Origin of the sequence: Streptomyces sp. MA5143a, assembly GCF_900290235.1 — a bacterium.
Taxonomy (GTDB): Bacteria; Actinomycetota; Actinomycetes; order Streptomycetales; family Streptomycetaceae; genus Streptomyces.
The window spans coordinates 64,360-79,278 of sequence record NZ_OLMK01000010.1 but is presented as its reverse complement, the minus strand read 5'-3'; the positions used below and the strand labels follow the sequence as shown (position 1 = coordinate 79,278).

Here is a 14,919-nt window from a genome sequence, read left to right as displayed (position 1 = left end):
CATCCTGCCCGCTGGTCGCTCTGTCTTGGGAGGTTGTGCCCCGCTGACCGATCGCGCTGAGCTACGGACCAGAAGGTGCTCGTGCCATCACCTGGCACTGGGTGTGGGATGTGAACCCGCGGTGACTGCGCCAGCCCGACCGCAGAATTCACCGCGGTCCCGTGTTTCACCAGGCCGCCCCCGGCAGGGTCACGCGCTGGCGCGGCGGACCAGGTGGGTGGGGAGGATCAGCGGTGTGGGGGTCTGGCCGTGGATGAGGGCGGCGAGCATGCGGGCCGTCTCGCGGCCCAGGGCGGCTATCGGCTGGTGGACGGTCGTGAGCGGTGGATCGGCCATGCGGGCCGCGGCCAGGTCGTCGAAGCCGACCACGGCGACGTCGGCGGGGACGCGTCGCCCGGCCTCCCGCAGGGTGCGCAGCGCCCCCGCCGCCATGTTGTCGTTGGCGGCGAACACCGCGTCCACGTCGGGGTGCTGGAGCAGCAGCGCGGCCATGACGGCGGCCCCGCTGGGCTCCGTGAAGTCCCCCTCGTTCGGCGGGAACGGTTCCAGGCCGGCGGCCAGCATGGCGTCCTGGTAGCCGCGGTACCGCGCGCGCCCCACCTCGGTGTCCAGCCGCCCGCAGATCACGGCCACCCGGCTCCGGCCCCGGGAGAGCAGGTACTCCGTGGCCTCGCGCGCCCCGCCGGTGTTGTCGACGTCCACGTACCAGCGGGGAGCCGAGCCGACGGGGCGGCCCCCGAACACCACGGGCATCTCCGCCTCGTCGGCCGTCCGCGCCAGCGGATCGTTCTCCCGCAGCGCCATCAGCATCACCCCGTCGGCGCCCTTGCCGCGGAGGAGCTCCTCCACACGTCTGCGGCCCCGGTCGGTCGCTGCCAGGCACAGCATCAGATGCAGGTCGGCCTCCTCCAGCGCCGCCGACGCCCCCACGATCACCTGGGCGAAGAACGGATCCGCGAAGATCGACGGGTCCTCGCCGGAGACGACCAGGGCGGCCGCGCCCGTCTGCCGGGTGGCCAGCGCGCGGGCGGTCGGGTTGGGCACGTAGCCGAGTTCCCGGACGGCCCGCTCGACGGCCTCGCGTTTTCCCCGGCTGACGTGCGGCGCGTTGTTGAGGACGCGGGAGGCCACGGAGCGGGAGACCCCCGCGAGTCGGGCCACCGCGTCGAGCGTGGGCTGCCGACGCGGCGGATCCTCTGCCATGACCATCGGTCTCTCCTCCCTGTCCGAAAACTGGGAGCGCTTCCGGTCAGAAGGACCGTAGAGCCTTGAACTCACGTGGGACAAGAGGGAGTTTCACGCTTCGACTCTTGACAGTTCTACCAGTCAGCCACACGATACCGACCACACCCCCAAAGGTTCGCAGCACCATCCGCACCACTGGAAGCGCTTCCAATGGGAGCGCTCCCACCTCCATCACCGCACTTCCCCCCATCGCGTCGCCCGCTCCGGACGAGAGCGGGCGACGCACCTCTGCCAGATATCCGAGGTGATGTCATGCGCCGCAGGTTCCGCACCCTGATGGCAGCGCTCTGCGCTCTGCCCCTCGCGCTCGCCGCAGCTCCGTCCGCCCATGCCGCCGACCCGACCAGCATGACCAGCGGGTTCTACGTGGACCCCGACTCCAGCGCGAAGCGGTGGGTCGCGGCCAACCCCCGTGACGGCCGGGCGTCGGCGATCAACAACTCCCTCGCCAACACCCCGATGGCCCGCTGGTTCGGCTCGTGGAGCGGCTCGATCGGCTCCGCCACCAGCTCGTTCACGGGCGCGGCGGACAGCCGGGACAAGCTGCCCATCCTCGTCGCGTACAACGTCTACAACCGCGACTACTGCGGCGGGCACTCGGCGGGCGGCGCCTCCTCTCCGTCCGCCTACGCGAGCTGGATCTCCCAGTTCGCCGGCGGTATCGGCAACCGTCCGGCCCTGGTGATCCTGGAGCCGGACTCCCTCGGGGACTACGGCTGCATGAACCAGGCGCAGATAGCCGAGCGCCAGAGCATGCTCAGCGGCGCCGTCTCCCAGTTCAGCCGTCAGGCCCCCAACACCTGGGTCTACATGGACGCCGGCAACCCCGCCTGGACGGACGCCGCGACCATGGCCAAGCGGCTGCACGAGGCGGGCGTGCGGCAGGCCCACGGCTTTTCGCTGAACATCTCCAACTACCTCACCACGGGCGAGAACACCGCCTACGGCAACGCGGTGAACAGGGAGCTCAGTGCCCGCTACGGCTACACCAAGCCGTTCGTCGTGGACACCAGCCGCAACGGCAACGGCTCCAACGGCCAGTGGTGCAACCCGTCGGGCCGCCGGATCGGCCCGGCCACCCAGATGGGCGGCGGCGCCGAGATGCTGCTGTGGATCAAGGCGCCGGGCGAGTCGGACGGCAACTGCGGCGTGGGAGCCGGCTCCACGGCCGGCCAGTTCCTGCCCGAGGTCGCCTACAAGATGATCTACGGCTACTGATCGCGACCGGCGCCCGCGGCCATGGCTCACGGCCGCCGGTCCGAGACTCCCGTGGCCCGGTTCGCTCGCCCCGCGACCGGGCCACGGGGCTCACCGTCAACCTGCGGAGGTCTCCTCCAGTTTCTCGAAGAAGAACTCGTGCTTCAGAAACGAGACGTCGTACTCGTGGCCGGCCTGGGGCGGCAGCAGTTGCGACGCCTGGAACAGGCGCCACCCGTCGAGCAGCGCGTCGAGCCCCGTGCCGTAGGGCGGTTCGTCGCTGTCACCGGCCGTGGGGCGGGTCCGGCCGGTCCCGTCGTAGCGGGACCAGCCGACGACCGGGGAGTCGAGCGCCGAGGTCGACAGATAGAGAACCAGGACCTGTTGCCTCATGTGCCTCATGCGTGGCTCCTCAGCGCGGGCCGGTTGCTGACACGGGTGACCCAGTACTCGATGTCGAACGACGGATCGCCGGTCAGGGCCCGCCAGAGCAGGGCCCGGTTGTGGATCTCCAGTCGGCCGGTGGCCTGCTCGTACCACGGGAAGTGGGTGTCCAGTTCCGCGGTCACGGCCGGGTCGTGCAGGTCGGCGGTGTCCCACAGGAGTACCTGCGGCACGGTCGGGTTGAGGCGCAGCTTGTACATGTAGCGGCGGTGGGCGGTGTCGTTGCGGCGGCCGCCGTGCCAGATGCCGTGGTGCAGGAGGACGACCGTGCCCGCCGGGCAGGTCAGGCGGGTCTGGCCGCGCAGGTTCTGGACGCGGCCGATGTCCGTCTCGTTGATCCGGCGCAGATGGCTGCCGGGCACGCTGAGCGTGCCGCCCATCTCGGCGGTCACCTCGTGCGGGTAGTACATGAGCTGGATGTCGAAGGCGTCCGGCCGTACGTCGATGATCGCGTCCGCGTGGAGGTCCTGGGCGTGGCCCTCGTGGGGTTCGCGGACGTGCACGGCGTGGTGGTCGACGGTCGGTCCGGGTCCGACCAGGCTCTCCACGGCACCGGCGACGACGGGCAGGTCGAGCAGTTCGCGGACGAAACCGCCGGGTAGGAACGCCTCGCTCAGCGGGGCGCCGTAGGGCACGCCGGGCAGGCCCTCGGCGAGCGCGGCGATGGCCCGTTCGTTGGTCTCCCGTGGCACCACCCCGTCCAGGCGCAGGAATCCCTGCGCGACGAAGCGGGCCACCTGGACCGAGGTCAGGAGGTGCTTGCTGGTTGGCATACGACGAACGTACGGGCCCCGTGGCGCCCTGTAGTGGGCTGAAATCGTCCTGTGGTGGTCGTTTTTCGTGATCGGCGCGGCGGCTGGACGGCGATCGGTGCAACCTTTTCCGTGCCGACGGTGTGGATGTCGGTGAACGACCATCCATCCCTACGAGGAGCAGCGCCATGACCGGCCAGACACCGCAGATGCCCGACCGGATGCCACAGATACCCGATGTGACGCCGATGAGAGCCGATGTGACGCCGCACGGTCCCGACGGAACGCCGAAGCGTCCGGGCGGGAGGGTGGCGCTCGTCGCCCTCGGGGTCGTGGCGGGCCTGCTCGTCGGCGCGGGCGTCACCTGGTGGACGGTGGCCGGCGGGGACGACGCCATGAGCCATGTCGAGATCTCGGGCGGGAAGCTCGCGAAGGAGAGGAACGACCTCCTCGACGAGGGCGAACAGTGCGACGATGGCGACGAGTTCGACTACAACGACTGCGACGCGAGCACCACGTACAGCTTCGACTACGAGATCACCAACAAGGGCGGTGAACCCGCCAACTACACCGTGATCGTCAACGGTTTCGACGACGAAGGCGACTTCGTGGGTCAGGCGTACGTCAGCTCCACCCATCTCGGACCGGGCGAGACCGACTCCGCCGAAGGCGACTTCGACGAGTACGTGGAGCTGGCGGACAAGCACACCCTGGCCGACATCGACTCCCTCCGGGTCGCCCATGTCGAACGGCTGCCCCTCGCCAACTGACCTGTCAAGCAGGAGCCGTTCGTCCCGGCGGCGGCACACGACGTGCCGGTGGGCGCCTTCGCGCGGGAGGCGCCCACCGCCCTGGTCTACGCGATGGGATCCGCCCGCCGGGCGCTTCCGTGGCGCCCCACGAACCCCACGAACCGCGCCCATTCCTCGCGGCCGACCGCGAAGTGAGGGAGGGCCAGGTCCTTGGAGTCCCGTACGCACACGGCCCGGCGAGTGACGGCGACTTCGACGCAGTCGTCACCCTGGCTGCCGCTGTAGCTGGACTTGAACCACGCCAGTTCCGTCGTGCTCATAGGTCTAGTTCCCCTCGGAGTCGCTCCAGCAGCGCCCGGGAATCCTTGGCGTTCAGGGCCTGCGAGCGCAGTGTGTCATAGCGCTGGTGGAGCAGGCTCACCTCTTTCGCGTCGCAGATCAGACGGCCGTTCTGCTGCCCTTCCGAGTACGCGTACCGCTGGCCCTTCGGTGTCTCCAGCAGGCGCACCGGCCCGTCGAGGCACGCGTGCAACCCGGCTTCCAGGGGCACGATCTGGAGCGTCACATTGCGCGGCGCGCTCAGCTCCAGCACATGGTCGAACAACCCCCGCACCCGGGTGCCGTCGCCGAAGCGGCGCCGGAAGACATGCTCCTCGACGATGAAGCTGAACGGGGTCGTCGGCCGCTCGGACAGCATCCGCTGCCGCTCCATCCGCCGGTCCATGAAGCTCTCCAGCTGGTCGTCCGGCGTCACCGGGACGGTCCCCTCGAAGACCGCCCGCGCGTAGTCCCTGGACTGCAACAGCCCCGGCACCACCCTGCATTCATAGGTGCACAGGCTCACCGCGACCCGCTCCAGCCGGGCCCACTGGCGGAACCAGGCCGCCAGGCCCACGTCCCCTCTCCCCCGCGTCACGTACTGGGACGCCTTCCGCAACGCCCCCGTGTTCCCGAGCAGTTCGTCGGCCCGCTCCACATAGGTCACATCCGGCATCCGGCGCCCCTGCTCCACCGATTCCACCGTGTGCTTGGAGAAGCGGACGAGATCCGCGAACTCGGCCCGGCTGTAGCCCGCGTGCTCGCGCAGCGCCTGTGTCACGGCGCCCCACGTCCGCAGACTGTCCGAGGGATCCGGTTCGCGGTCCACCACCGTCCCCTCGTCGGCCGGTCCCTCGTCGTACTCGTTGCCCATGCCGCCGCCCGTCATCCGCGGCCACCTCCGGTCTTCGTGCGCTGTGGCCCCCATGCCCCGACGGCACCAAGACTGGCGGGAAGATCTGCGTACTGTCCACAGAAAGTGCCCGTACGCTGACGCAGCGTACGGGACGTCCGGGAAGGTGTGCGGCTCGGGCCCGAGGCCCGCCTCGTCCCGGCCACGGTGGACGGCGGCGCCCGTCAGTCCGGCAGGTTGCCGTCGCCACCCAGGTTGGCGACCATGCGGCGCAGGACGTTGACGGTGGTGACGAAGTCGGCCGTGTCGACGCCTTCATGCATCTGACGATGCACACGGGCGTTGCGTTCCCGGGCCCGAAGGCGCCCGTCCTCACCGGCCTCGGTCAAGGTCATGAGCCCCGCCTCCTCCGTCAGCCATCCACGGGCGACGAGATCGTCGAAGACACCGTCGAAGTCGATCCCGAGGTCCTCGTACTTCGCCAACCGCTCGATCAGTGTCGCGCGGGTCCACCTCCCCGGCTCCCCGGCAACGTGGTTGAGCGTCCACCAGTGCGGCTGCGTGAGCCCCTCCACCGCCAACTGCGCACGGAGGGCGCCGACCACGTGACGGTACGCCTCGCCGGTCCAGGCACCGATGGGCTGACCCGCCAACTCGTCCGGTGAATACTCCTTGAGAGTCACGCTCATCTCCCCCTTCTTCTCGAGACCACCCACGGCGAGATCACCGCAAGCCACTCAAGTCCGCCTGGAGTCCCAGTGGTTGAGGCGGCCAGGGGAGGCCCTCTCCAAGTCGGCCCGAGAGATTCGGGAACGACTCGCGCCGGTGGCCGCCCCCCGACGGTCACCGGCGCGATGTGTCACTGGCCCGATGCGTTGCCCGAGCGGACGGTCACTGGCCCGGAGGCGGGAAGGGCACGTCGTCGCAGTTGGGTACGCCGGCGAGCCAGGCCGGGCCCTTGATGTAGATGTTGGTGACCCATGCCTTGTAGTCCGGCAGGTAGGACCAGGCGTCGTTCTCGTAGCCCTCCGCGTTGACCTTGTCCGAGTGCTTCTGGCAGTAGACGCGGATGGTGGTCGAGTACGGGAAGGCGTAGACGCGCCCGGCCGCGAGGCGGGGCTCCTCCTTGGTCCACACGTCGGTGCCCCACGTCTGGTGGATGTGGCCGGTGACCTGGCCGGTGTTGACCCGGACGGCACCGAAGTAGTCCCCGCCGAGGCGGACGTCACTGACCATCAGCTTGGTGCCGGACTGCTTGGCCTCGACCATCTTGCCCGCGCCGAGGTAGATGGCGATGTGGTGCAGGTTCTTCTTGTTGCCGTAGGCCAGCAGGTCGCCCGGCAGCAGCGGGGCGAGGCCCTGGGCCGCGGTGAAGCGGGCCGCGGCGCGGTGCGTGTAGTACTGCTGGCTGGCGACGCCGTTGAGGATGTCCGTACCTCCGGCGGCCTGGGCGTACGCGTACCGGACGAGGCCGGAGCAGTCGAAGCCGCGCCGCTCGGGGTCGTGTTCGCTGGCCGGGTCGGTGGGGTCGACCTGCCCGTACGTCGCGCCGGGTCGGTCGCCGTGGCCGCCGCCCCATGTGTACCAGGTGCCCGCGGCGACCTCGGCGCAGGCCGCGGCGATCGCCCGCTCGGCGGCGGCCGAGGCGCCCGGCGCGAGGACGCCGCAGGCGGCGGGCGCGGCCGGTGCGGACGGTGCCGCCGCGGCCGTGGTCAGCGGCGCGCACAGCAGCAGGGCCATGAGTGCGATCAGTGTGCGGATGAGACTGGTCCGGCTCACCATGCCGGAACCCCCGTTTCCTGTCGATCCGATGAACTGGTGGTGGTCGGACAGCAGCCTGCTCGACCACCACCCCGCCCGTCGAGATCCCGGCGTCGCCCCATCCCACCGGGCAACGGGAAACACCTGGGAAACCCCTCCTGACCAGCGCTGTTGCCGAGTGCTGCCGAGCGGCGGCGCAGCGCCCGGTGTGTCGCTCAGTGGCTCCCGCAGTCCCCCGGGTCCGCGGCGACGGGCACCCCCGGCAGCAGTGTGGCGCGCTCCTCGGGGCCGATCCCGGCGCGCATCCGGCAGATGTCCGCGAGCCGCGCGCCCGGGTCGAGGTCCCACAGCCGTACGGTGCCGTCGGTGCTGCTGCTGGCCACCGTCCGCCCGTCGGGGGCGAAGTCGACGCCCCACACCGCGTTGGTGTGGCCGGTGAGCGTCGCCCACGGCCGCCGCCCGGCGACGTCCCACAGGCGGACCGTGCGGTCGTTGCCGCTGCTGGCGAGGGTGCGCCCGTCCGGGCTGAACGCCACACCGCGTACCGCGCCCGAGTGGCCGATGAGGGCGGCCTCGAAGTGGCGGCGCCGGACGTCCCACAGGCGTACGGTGCCGTCGTTGCCGCTGCTGGCGAGGGTACGGCCGTCCGGGCTGAACGCCACGCCCCGCACGGCGCCCGAGTGCCCCCGCAGCGCGCCCAGTTCGCGGCGCGAGGCGACGTCCCACAGCCGTACCGTCAGATCGTCGCCGGCACCGGCGAGGGTGCGGCCGTCGGGGCTGAAGGCGACATCGTTGACGAAGTCCTTGTGCCCGCCGAGCACGGTGGTCTGGCGGCGCTTCGCCACGTCCCACAGGCGCACCGTGTGGTCGGCGCCCGCCGACGCCAGGGTCCGCCCGTCGGGGGCGAAGGCGACGGCGAAGACCTGCCCGGCGTGCCCGGTCAGCTTCTTCAGCGCCGCGCGCCGCGCGACGTCCCACAGCCGGACCGTGCCGTCGGAGCCCGCCGACGCGAGGGTCCGGCCGTCGGGCGAGAACGCCACCGAGAACACGGTCTCCGTGTGACCCTTCAGCGCCACCACGAGGGTGTGCGTCAGCGCGTCCCACAGCCGTACGGCGTGGTCGGCGTCGGCGGTGGCCAGCAGCTTCCCGTCGGGGCTGTACGCGGTCTGCCAGACCTCGGTGAACGGACGGGACGTCAGGACCGGCCCGGCGAGGTCCCACAGGGCGACGGACTGGTCGAACCCGGCCGTGGCCAGCAGGGCGCCGTCGGAGGTCACGGCCACCCCGAGGACGTAGTCGGTGTGCCCGGCGAGCACCGCGGTCTGCCGGCCGCCGCGCACGTCCCACAGCCGGGTCGTGCCGTCACCGACCGCGCCGACGACCGTCGTCCCGTCCGGGGTGAAGACGACGGCGTTGATGTCGTCGCTGCTCCCGGTGAACGTCGCCGTCAGCCGTCTGTCGCGGACGTCCCACAGGCGCACCGTCCGGTCGACGCCCGCGGACGCCACCGTGGCGCCGTCCGGGGAGAAGGCGACACCCAGCACCTCGTCGGTGTGGCCCTTGAGGTCGTCGACGAACTCGTTCCGTCGGGTGTCCCAGATCCGTACGGCGCGGTCGGCGCCGGCGGAGACGAGCGTCCGCCCGTCGGGGGCGTACGCCAGCGCGTTGACGGTGCCCTTGTGGCCGGGGAGGGTGGCGACGGGCCGGGGCGGCCGGGACGCGGTGTCCCACAACCGGACGGTGCCGTCGGCGGCCGCGACGGCGAGCCTGCCCCCGCGCGGGTCGAAGGCCACGGCCCGCGCGCCCTTCGTGGCGTCGGAGAGCACGCCCGTCCCGCGGTGGGTGGTGGTGCTCCACAGGGTCACCGGTCCGTCGGTCGACGTCACCGCGACCGTACGCCCGTCGGGGCTGAAGGCGACCGAGCGCGCCCGTCCGGACACGGTGAACCGGGCGAGGATCCGGTGGCCCTCGGCGGTGTCTCGCAGGGTCACCGTGCCGTCGGAGCTGGCGGTGGCGAGCATCCGGTCGCCGGGGGCGAACGCCACCGCGTTGACCGGTCCGCGGTGGCCGTCGAGGCGGGCGGAGAAGGGCTGCGACTGGGTGCTGAGCAGAGCGCCGCGCGCCTCGGCGGTGGGGGCGGCCCGGTAGGCCTCCTCCGCGAGGAGCATCGACGCCTCGGGGCGGCCCCCGGCGAGGGACGCGGACCGCGCGGCGAGGGCCTGGGAGCGGGCGACGCGTTCCTGGTCGAGGGCGGCCTCGCGCTGCTGGTAGGCGAGCGCTCCGGCGGTGACGGCGAGCCCCAGCAGCACGGCGAGGGTGGCGAGCATGGACTGCCGCAGCCGCACCTGGCGTCGGGCCTGTCCACGCCGAGCGTCCTCCTCGGCCTGACTGGCCGTCAGGAACGCCTCCTCGACGGGCCCGAGCCGGGCCCGGCCGTCCGACTCGTCGGCCCACGTCCGTACGGTGTCGAGGCGGGTGCCCCGGTAGAGGGCGGACGGGTCGCGGTTCTCGCGCTCCCATTCGGCGGCGGCGTGGGCGAGTTGCTGGTGGAGGAGGAGGCCCGCCCGGTCGGCGTGGATCCAGTCCCGGAGGCGGGGCCAGGCGTGCAGCAGGGCCTCGTGGGTGATCTCGACGGACTCGCTGTCCAGCGTGATGAGCCGGGCCCGGACGAAGGCGTCGAGCGCGGCGGCGGCCCCGTCCGCGGCGCCGAGCTGCGCCATCAGGGCGTCCCTGCTCATCCGGCGGCGGGTCGCCCCGGCCCCGTCCATGACGAGGACCAGCCGGGACAGGATGCGGCGGATCGTCTTCTGCTCGGCGGGATACAGCCGGGCGAACACGTTCTCGGCGGTGCGGGCGACCGCCCCCTGGATGCCGCCGGCCCGTTCGTACCCGTCGACGGTCAGCGCGGAGTCCCGGCGCCGCTGCCAGGTGGCGAGCAGCGCGTGGGAGATCAGGGGGAGTGCGCCGGAGGGAGTCTCGTCGGAGCCGGTCGTGGAGGGCCGGGGGCCGGTGCCGGGGTCGTCACGGAGTCCGGCGTCCCGCAGCAGCAGGGGGACCAGGCCGGGTTCCAGGGTGACCCCGGCGAGTTCGGCGGGGCGCGTGATGGACTCGCGCAGTTCCGCGACGGTCATCGGGGACAGGACGAACAGCCCGTCGGTGAAGACCCGGGCCAGCTCGGGGAGGTCCAGACAGCGGCCGGTGAAGTCGGCGCGCACACCGAGCACCACGACGGCGGCCGGGTGCGGGTGATCGGCGGGCCGGGAGGTCGCGAGGGCGCACAACACGTGGACGTACGCGCGGCGTTCGTCCTCGTCCGGGCAGAGCGTGAAGAGTTCCTCGAACTGGTCGACGATCAGCACCGGTCGGGGCGGCGGGGGCCGCCGGGGCCCCTCGGTCCGTGGCGGGGTCTCCGACCGGGCCCGTACGGCGCCGAGCAGGGCGCCCGGGTTGTCCCGTACCTCGTCGGCGGTGATGCCGAGGTCGCTGCCCAGCGCCTTGGCGACGCGCTCCAGCAGTTCGTCCAGGGGGCGCGAGGTGGGGGTGAGCAGCACCACCGGCCAGCGGTCGGCGCCCGGCATGGGGAGGTCGCCGCGGCGCAGGGCCGGGACGAGTCCGGCGTTGAGCAGGGAGGACTTGCCCGCGCCGGACGGTGCGACGAGCATCAGGGGCCCGCCGCCGACCCGTTCGAAGACCCGCTCCACCAGTGCGGCCGTCGCGCGGTCCCGGCCGAAGAACATGTCCGCGTCCCGGGGGGTGAACGCCGCCAGGCCGCGGTAGGGACAGCTCTCGTCGGGCTGCCGCTCCACGGGGTCGGTGTCGGTGCGGGGGTCGCCGTCACGGGGCGGCGCCTGCTGCACCAGCCGTAGCAACTCCCCTTCGGCGCCCAGTACTTGGTCGCACAGCCGGGCGACGTCGACGGTCGCGCGCTTCGTGCCGGTCTCGATCTTGCTGAGGTAGCCCTTGCTGTAGTGGGTGCGTCGGGCCAGGTCGGTGAGGGACAGTCCGCGCTCTTGTCTGAGCCGTCTCAGTTGCGCCGGGAAGGACAGCGTGGTCAGCGCGTCCCGGTCCCGTCCGTGATGAGGGTCTGGATGCTGTCCGTGCTGCGGGTCCCCCAAGGTGTCCCCCAAGGCAGAGCGGCCGTGAGACGGCGGATGCCCAGGTTACTGCCGGGTCCACGGGGGCGGCCAAGTCTTTCACCCGGAGTGGCGAAAACAGGGACGCCCGGAACCGCGGGCAGCCGGTTCCGGACGTACGTCGCTGTCACCGCGGGGGCGCGGGCGGCCCGGGTCGGTCAGGTCCGGGCCGCCCCCGCCGGCGGTGGGGGATCAGGTGAGGTTGGTCGCGCAGCCTCCGTTGACCCACTTGTGACCCCGGATGTTGTTGTCGGCCCAGGAGCCGTCGGAGAGGCGGTTGTCGGACAGGTTGTCGGCGTACGCCTCGCCGGGCAGGAGGCAGGCGTGGCCGTCATTGGGACCCTCGCGGTGACCCTCCCACTCGTAGAACTTGACGATCGACAGGCTGCCCGTGTAGCCGCGGTTCATGACGGACGAGGCCCTGTCCCAGTTCCCACTGCCCCAGTCGCCGACGGTGTTCGGGGTGGCGATCAGCAGGTCGCCCGAGCAGTCGTAGCCGTCCCAGGCGTACATGTAGCCGTTGCGCGGCCCCCACTTGTCGCCACAGCCGGAGGCGGCGGCGGTGTCCGCCGCCTGCGAGGTGGCGGCGGGTACGACGACGCCCAGGGCCGTGAGCCCGAGGAGCGCTGCCGTGACGGTGAACTTGCGCATGATGTTTCCCCTCGTTTCCTTGGTCGTGCGTGGGTGTGGCGGCCGGTGACCGCACGCCGGGCGGTGGCCCGGTCCTGCGGTCCTCGGTGGTCGGTGCGCGTCCGGGACGCGTGGTGGTCAGTCGCGTTCCGGAACGATGCGCACGGCCCGGTCGAATGCCCGCTGGGCGAGGCTCCGGTATGTGTCGAGGTCCTTGCCGAACCGGTCACGCAGGCGGTCCTCGTAGTACGTCTCCCGGGCCGACGCCACGGAGCGCAGCGAGGTCTCGCGAGCGCAGGTCGCGTCGGCCACGGCGATCTCGCGCTCGACGGCGAACGCCTCGTCGGCGCGGGCCCCGCCGAGCCGGCCGGTGTTGACCCGGACGGCTTCGCGGGCCGCCTGGGGGTCTTTGTAGGGGTGTCCGGCCTTCTCCATGCACCGGGACCAGGCCCGCAGTGTCGTGGTGAGCCGGCGGTCCTTCATCAGGTCGTCGCCGTAGAGGGCGCCGAGACCGGTGGCGATCTTGCTGGTGCGGAACCATTCGGCCGGGTCGCCGTAGAGTTTGCGCTCGGCCTCCTCGGTGCAGCCGCCGAGGCGCTTGTGGATCTTTCCGCGGCCGTTGGGCAGCGGCGCGGTGAGCGTGCGGACGTCGTCGCCGCCGTCGAGCGCGAGATCGAAGGCGGCGCGTCGTGACGGGGTGAGGCTCCGGCGGTAGGTGCCGATGGGGTTGCTCGCGTGGACCTTCTGGTTCGCGGCGTCGATGCGGCTGCCGTACCCGTGTTCACGGGCCCAGGCCACGTCGTCCTGGACGTAGCGCACCGGACGGCTCTCCTCGAGTGTCAGGCGGCGGTCCTCCCAGTAGGTGAAGCCGTGGCGCTTCATGCACAGCTTCGTCAGTCGCTGCTCGGCGTCGCTGACGCGCAACTCCTGCTGCCAGGTCAGCTTCTCGGGCCGGGACCCCGGTTCCCGAGGTGTCCGGTGGTCCCCGTCACCGCCGGCGCATCCGGTGGCGGCGACCGCGGTGGCCGCCAGCACCGCGCACAGTGACATGAGCGCCCGTCTCATGAGCCGATCCCCCTCGTCTCACGCTTGGTCGTGGTTGCCGCGTGCTGACGTATCCAGAGTTGCCCCGCCTCTTAGGGCGGTCGACGGGTTTCCTGTTGCCCGCCGTGACGTCGGTCGGGAAACAAGGGGTGACCTGGGAGGGCGTGGGCGTGGAGGCAACGCGGGGGTCACCCGTGGGGACAGAGGTGGCCACGGTGGGGCCACGGCTCGGCCACGAGGGACACAAGTGGAATCACCTCTCGCGAAACCCTGAACAATGCATTGACGCACGCATATGTCCCTCTTATCTTCTGATCGAACTTCCGCACGACGTGCGGCATTTCGAACAACATCCCACGCCTCAGGGCAGTTCGCGCAGAATGGGACGAGCGTTGAACAGAACCCCCAGAGCAGTCCTCGCCCTGCTCACGTCGGTGGCCGCCCTACTGGGCCTCACCACCGCCTTCGCCGGTCCGGCCGGAGCCGACACCCCGCCCCCGGCGCAGGTGACGCGGTACACGATGACCGCCTTCACCAACACCAGCGAGTCGAACATGTACGTCTACGACTCGCCGGACGCCACCACGTACACCCTGCGCAAGGGCCCGGCGTACACCCCGCCGTCCGGTCTGATCCGTGACCCCAGCGTCTTCAAGCACACCGACGGCTTCTACTACCTCACCTACACCACCAACTGGACCGGGAACACGATCGGCATCGCCCGCAGCGCCGACCGTCTGAACTGGACCTTCCTGTACAACTACACGGTCCCGATCAGCGGGATCACCCGCACCTGGGCGCCCGAGTGGTTCATCGACACCGACGGCAGCGTCAACATCATCATGACCCTGACCTCGGCGAGCACCGCCGTCCACTTCACCCCCTGGAAGATCACGGCGACCGACTCCTCGCTGACCAGCTGGACCGCGCCCACCCAGCTCGCCGGCATCGGCCCGAACTACATCGACACCTTCGTCGTCAAGATCGGCTCCACCTACCACGCGATCATCAAGAACGAGACGACGAAGTACCTCGAGTACGCCACCGCCCCCAGCCTCACCGGCCCGTACACCATCAAGAAGACCGGTGACTGGGCGGGCTGGGGATCCTGGAACGAGGGCCCGGCCCTGGTACAGCTCGACGACGGAGGGTGGCGCATCTACTTCGACGCCTACCGCGACGGGAAGTACTGGTACAGCGACAGCTACGACAACTTCGCCACCTGGACACCTCGCAAGGAACTGCCGGGCCTCAGCGGCTTCGTCCGCCACATGACCGTCCTGAAGGAGAAGGTGCCCAGCGCGACCCTGCCGACCGACACCACCCGGTCGCTGCGGTCCGTCAACTTCCCGGACCGCTACGCCGTGGTCCGCTCCGACAACCTCGGCTACATCGACCCGGTGAGCAGCTCCAGCACCGCCGCCGTCAAGCAGAGCGCGACCCTCACGATCGTGCCCGGCCTCGCCGACGCCACCTGCTACTCCTTCCGCGACTCCGCCGGCCGCTACCTGCGCCACTGGGACTACCGGATCCGCTTCGACGCCGGCAACGGCACCGACGTCTTCAACAAGGACGCCACCTTCTGCGCCCGCCAGGGCAGCGCGGCCGGCTCGGTCAGCCTGGAGTCGTACAACTACCCCGGCCGCTTCCTCCGCCACTACAACTACGCACTCCGCATCGACCCCTACCAGGACACGGCCACCTTCAAGGCAGACAGCTCCTTCACCGCCGTGACGCCCTGGGCGTGACGCGGGACAGTGCCCCGCGCCCCCGACAGGGGCGCGGGGCAC

The 14,919-nt window shown here is 71.2% G+C and carries 13 protein-coding genes; 3 read left to right on the top strand and 10 right to left on the bottom strand.

All coding sequences use genetic code 11. The features are described from left to right. Nucleotides 1–189 precede the first annotated feature (189 nt). Complete coding sequence (locus tag SMA5143A_RS04715) at nucleotides 190–1,203, bottom strand: LacI family DNA-binding transcriptional regulator (protein WP_181361729.1); 1,014 nt, start codon at nucleotides 1,201–1,203, stop codon at nucleotides 190–192. A 294-nt stretch (nucleotides 1,204–1,497) separates the two neighbouring features. On the opposite strand from SMA5143A_RS04715, the gene SMA5143A_RS04710 reads away from it, so the two are divergent. After that, nucleotides 1,498–2,463, top strand: coding sequence for a glycoside hydrolase family 6 protein (locus tag SMA5143A_RS04710; RefSeq protein ID WP_107461652.1), 966 nt, complete (start codon nucleotides 1,498–1,500; stop codon nucleotides 2,461–2,463). Between the two features lie 96 nt (nucleotides 2,464–2,559). Here the strand turns inward: SMA5143A_RS04710 and SMA5143A_RS04705 are convergent, their stop codons facing one another. Together SMA5143A_RS04705 and SMA5143A_RS04700 are read right to left on the bottom strand one after the other, a co-directional pair. Beyond that, nucleotides 2,560–2,835 (bottom strand): hypothetical protein, encoded by a 276-nt coding sequence (locus SMA5143A_RS04705; RefSeq protein ID WP_107461651.1) that lies wholly within the window; start codon nucleotides 2,833–2,835, stop codon nucleotides 2,560–2,562. Nucleotides 2,836–2,840: 5 nt separating this feature from the next. Further along, on the bottom strand, nucleotides 2,841–3,659 hold the full coding sequence (locus SMA5143A_RS04700) for a phytanoyl-CoA dioxygenase family protein (RefSeq protein ID WP_181361728.1): 819 nt from the start codon (nucleotides 3,657–3,659) through the stop codon (nucleotides 2,841–2,843). 167 nt (nucleotides 3,660–3,826) lie between these two features. Between SMA5143A_RS04700 and SMA5143A_RS04695 the strand changes: the two genes are divergently transcribed. Further along, on the top strand, nucleotides 3,827–4,408 hold the full coding sequence (locus tag SMA5143A_RS04695) for an FxLYD domain-containing protein (protein ID WP_107461650.1): 582 nt from the start codon (nucleotides 3,827–3,829) through the stop codon (nucleotides 4,406–4,408). Between the two features lie 86 nt (nucleotides 4,409–4,494). Here SMA5143A_RS04695 and SMA5143A_RS04690 read toward each other — a convergent pair whose 3' ends face one another. From SMA5143A_RS04690 to SMA5143A_RS04660, 7 genes are all read right to left on the bottom strand, one after another. Then, nucleotides 4,495–4,710 carry a DUF397 domain-containing protein gene (locus SMA5143A_RS04690; RefSeq protein WP_107461649.1) on the bottom strand — a complete coding sequence of 72 codons (216 nt, stop codon included), beginning with the start codon at nucleotides 4,708–4,710 and terminating at the stop codon, nucleotides 4,495–4,497. Continuing rightward, nucleotides 4,707–5,597, bottom strand: a complete 891-nt coding sequence (locus SMA5143A_RS04685; RefSeq protein WP_107461648.1) for a helix-turn-helix domain-containing protein — start codon at nucleotides 5,595–5,597, stop codon at nucleotides 4,707–4,709. The genes SMA5143A_RS04690 and SMA5143A_RS04685 overlap by 4 nt, the downstream gene beginning before the upstream one ends. Before the next feature lie 188 nt (nucleotides 5,598–5,785). Continuing rightward, nucleotides 5,786–6,250 (bottom strand): MarR family transcriptional regulator, encoded by a 465-nt coding sequence (locus tag SMA5143A_RS04680; protein ID WP_107461778.1) that lies wholly within the window; start codon nucleotides 6,248–6,250, stop codon nucleotides 5,786–5,788. Between the two features lie 202 nt (nucleotides 6,251–6,452). Further along, entirely contained in the window at nucleotides 6,453–7,343 is an 891-nt protein-coding gene (locus SMA5143A_RS04675; protein ID WP_107461647.1) for an NlpC/P60 family protein, read from the bottom strand. Nucleotides 7,344–7,537: 194 nt separating this feature from the next. Next, nucleotides 7,538–11,437, bottom strand: a complete 3,900-nt coding sequence (locus SMA5143A_RS04670; RefSeq protein WP_107461646.1) for an nSTAND1 domain-containing NTPase — start codon at nucleotides 11,435–11,437, stop codon at nucleotides 7,538–7,540. Nucleotides 11,438–11,647: 210 nt separating this feature from the next. After that, nucleotides 11,648–12,106: a hypothetical protein gene (locus SMA5143A_RS04665; RefSeq protein WP_107461645.1), complete on the bottom strand. Its 459-nt coding sequence runs from the start codon at nucleotides 12,104–12,106 to the stop codon at nucleotides 11,648–11,650. A 117-nt stretch (nucleotides 12,107–12,223) separates the two neighbouring features. Then, complete coding sequence (locus SMA5143A_RS04660; protein ID WP_258193302.1) at nucleotides 12,224–13,150, bottom strand: hypothetical protein; 927 nt, start codon at nucleotides 13,148–13,150, stop codon at nucleotides 12,224–12,226. Between the two features lie 371 nt (nucleotides 13,151–13,521). Here SMA5143A_RS04660 and SMA5143A_RS04655 point away from each other — a divergent pair, with 371 nt between their 5' ends. Further along, entirely contained in the window at nucleotides 13,522–14,877 is a 1,356-nt protein-coding gene (locus tag SMA5143A_RS04655; RefSeq protein WP_107461643.1) for a glycoside hydrolase family 43 protein, read from the top strand. Nucleotides 14,878–14,919 lie beyond the last annotated feature (42 nt).

Excerpts from the sequence above, each read along its gene's own strand:
- SMA5143A_RS04665 (WP_107461645.1), bottom strand. The coding sequence starts at position 12,106 with ATGCGCAAGTTCACCGTCACGGCAGCGCTCCTCGGGCTCACGGCCCTG.
- SMA5143A_RS04660 (WP_258193302.1), bottom strand. The coding sequence starts at position 13,150 with ATGAGACGGGCGCTCATGTCACTGTGCGCGGTGCTGGCGGCCACCGCG.
- SMA5143A_RS04685 (WP_107461648.1), bottom strand. The coding sequence starts at position 5,597 with ATGACGGGCGGCGGCATGGGCAACGAGTACGACGAGGGACCGGCCGAC.
- SMA5143A_RS04680 (WP_107461778.1), bottom strand. The coding sequence starts at position 6,250 with ATGAGCGTGACTCTCAAGGAGTATTCACCGGACGAGTTGGCGGGTCAG.
- SMA5143A_RS04675 (WP_107461647.1), bottom strand. The coding sequence starts at position 7,343 with ATGGTGAGCCGGACCAGTCTCATCCGCACACTGATCGCACTCATGGCC.
- SMA5143A_RS04705 (WP_107461651.1), bottom strand. The coding sequence starts at position 2,835 with ATGAGGCAACAGGTCCTGGTTCTCTATCTGTCGACCTCGGCGCTCGAC.
- SMA5143A_RS04690 (WP_107461649.1), bottom strand. The coding sequence starts at position 4,710 with ATGAGCACGACGGAACTGGCGTGGTTCAAGTCCAGCTACAGCGGCAGC.
- SMA5143A_RS04715 (WP_181361729.1), bottom strand. The coding sequence starts at position 1,203 with ATGGCAGAGGATCCGCCGCGTCGGCAGCCCACGCTCGACGCGGTGGCC.
- SMA5143A_RS04700 (WP_181361728.1), bottom strand. The coding sequence starts at position 3,659 with ATGCCAACCAGCAAGCACCTCCTGACCTCGGTCCAGGTGGCCCGCTTC.
- SMA5143A_RS04695 (WP_107461650.1), top strand. The coding sequence starts at position 3,827 with ATGACCGGCCAGACACCGCAGATGCCCGACCGGATGCCACAGATACCC.
- SMA5143A_RS04710 (WP_107461652.1), top strand. The coding sequence starts at position 1,498 with ATGCGCCGCAGGTTCCGCACCCTGATGGCAGCGCTCTGCGCTCTGCCC.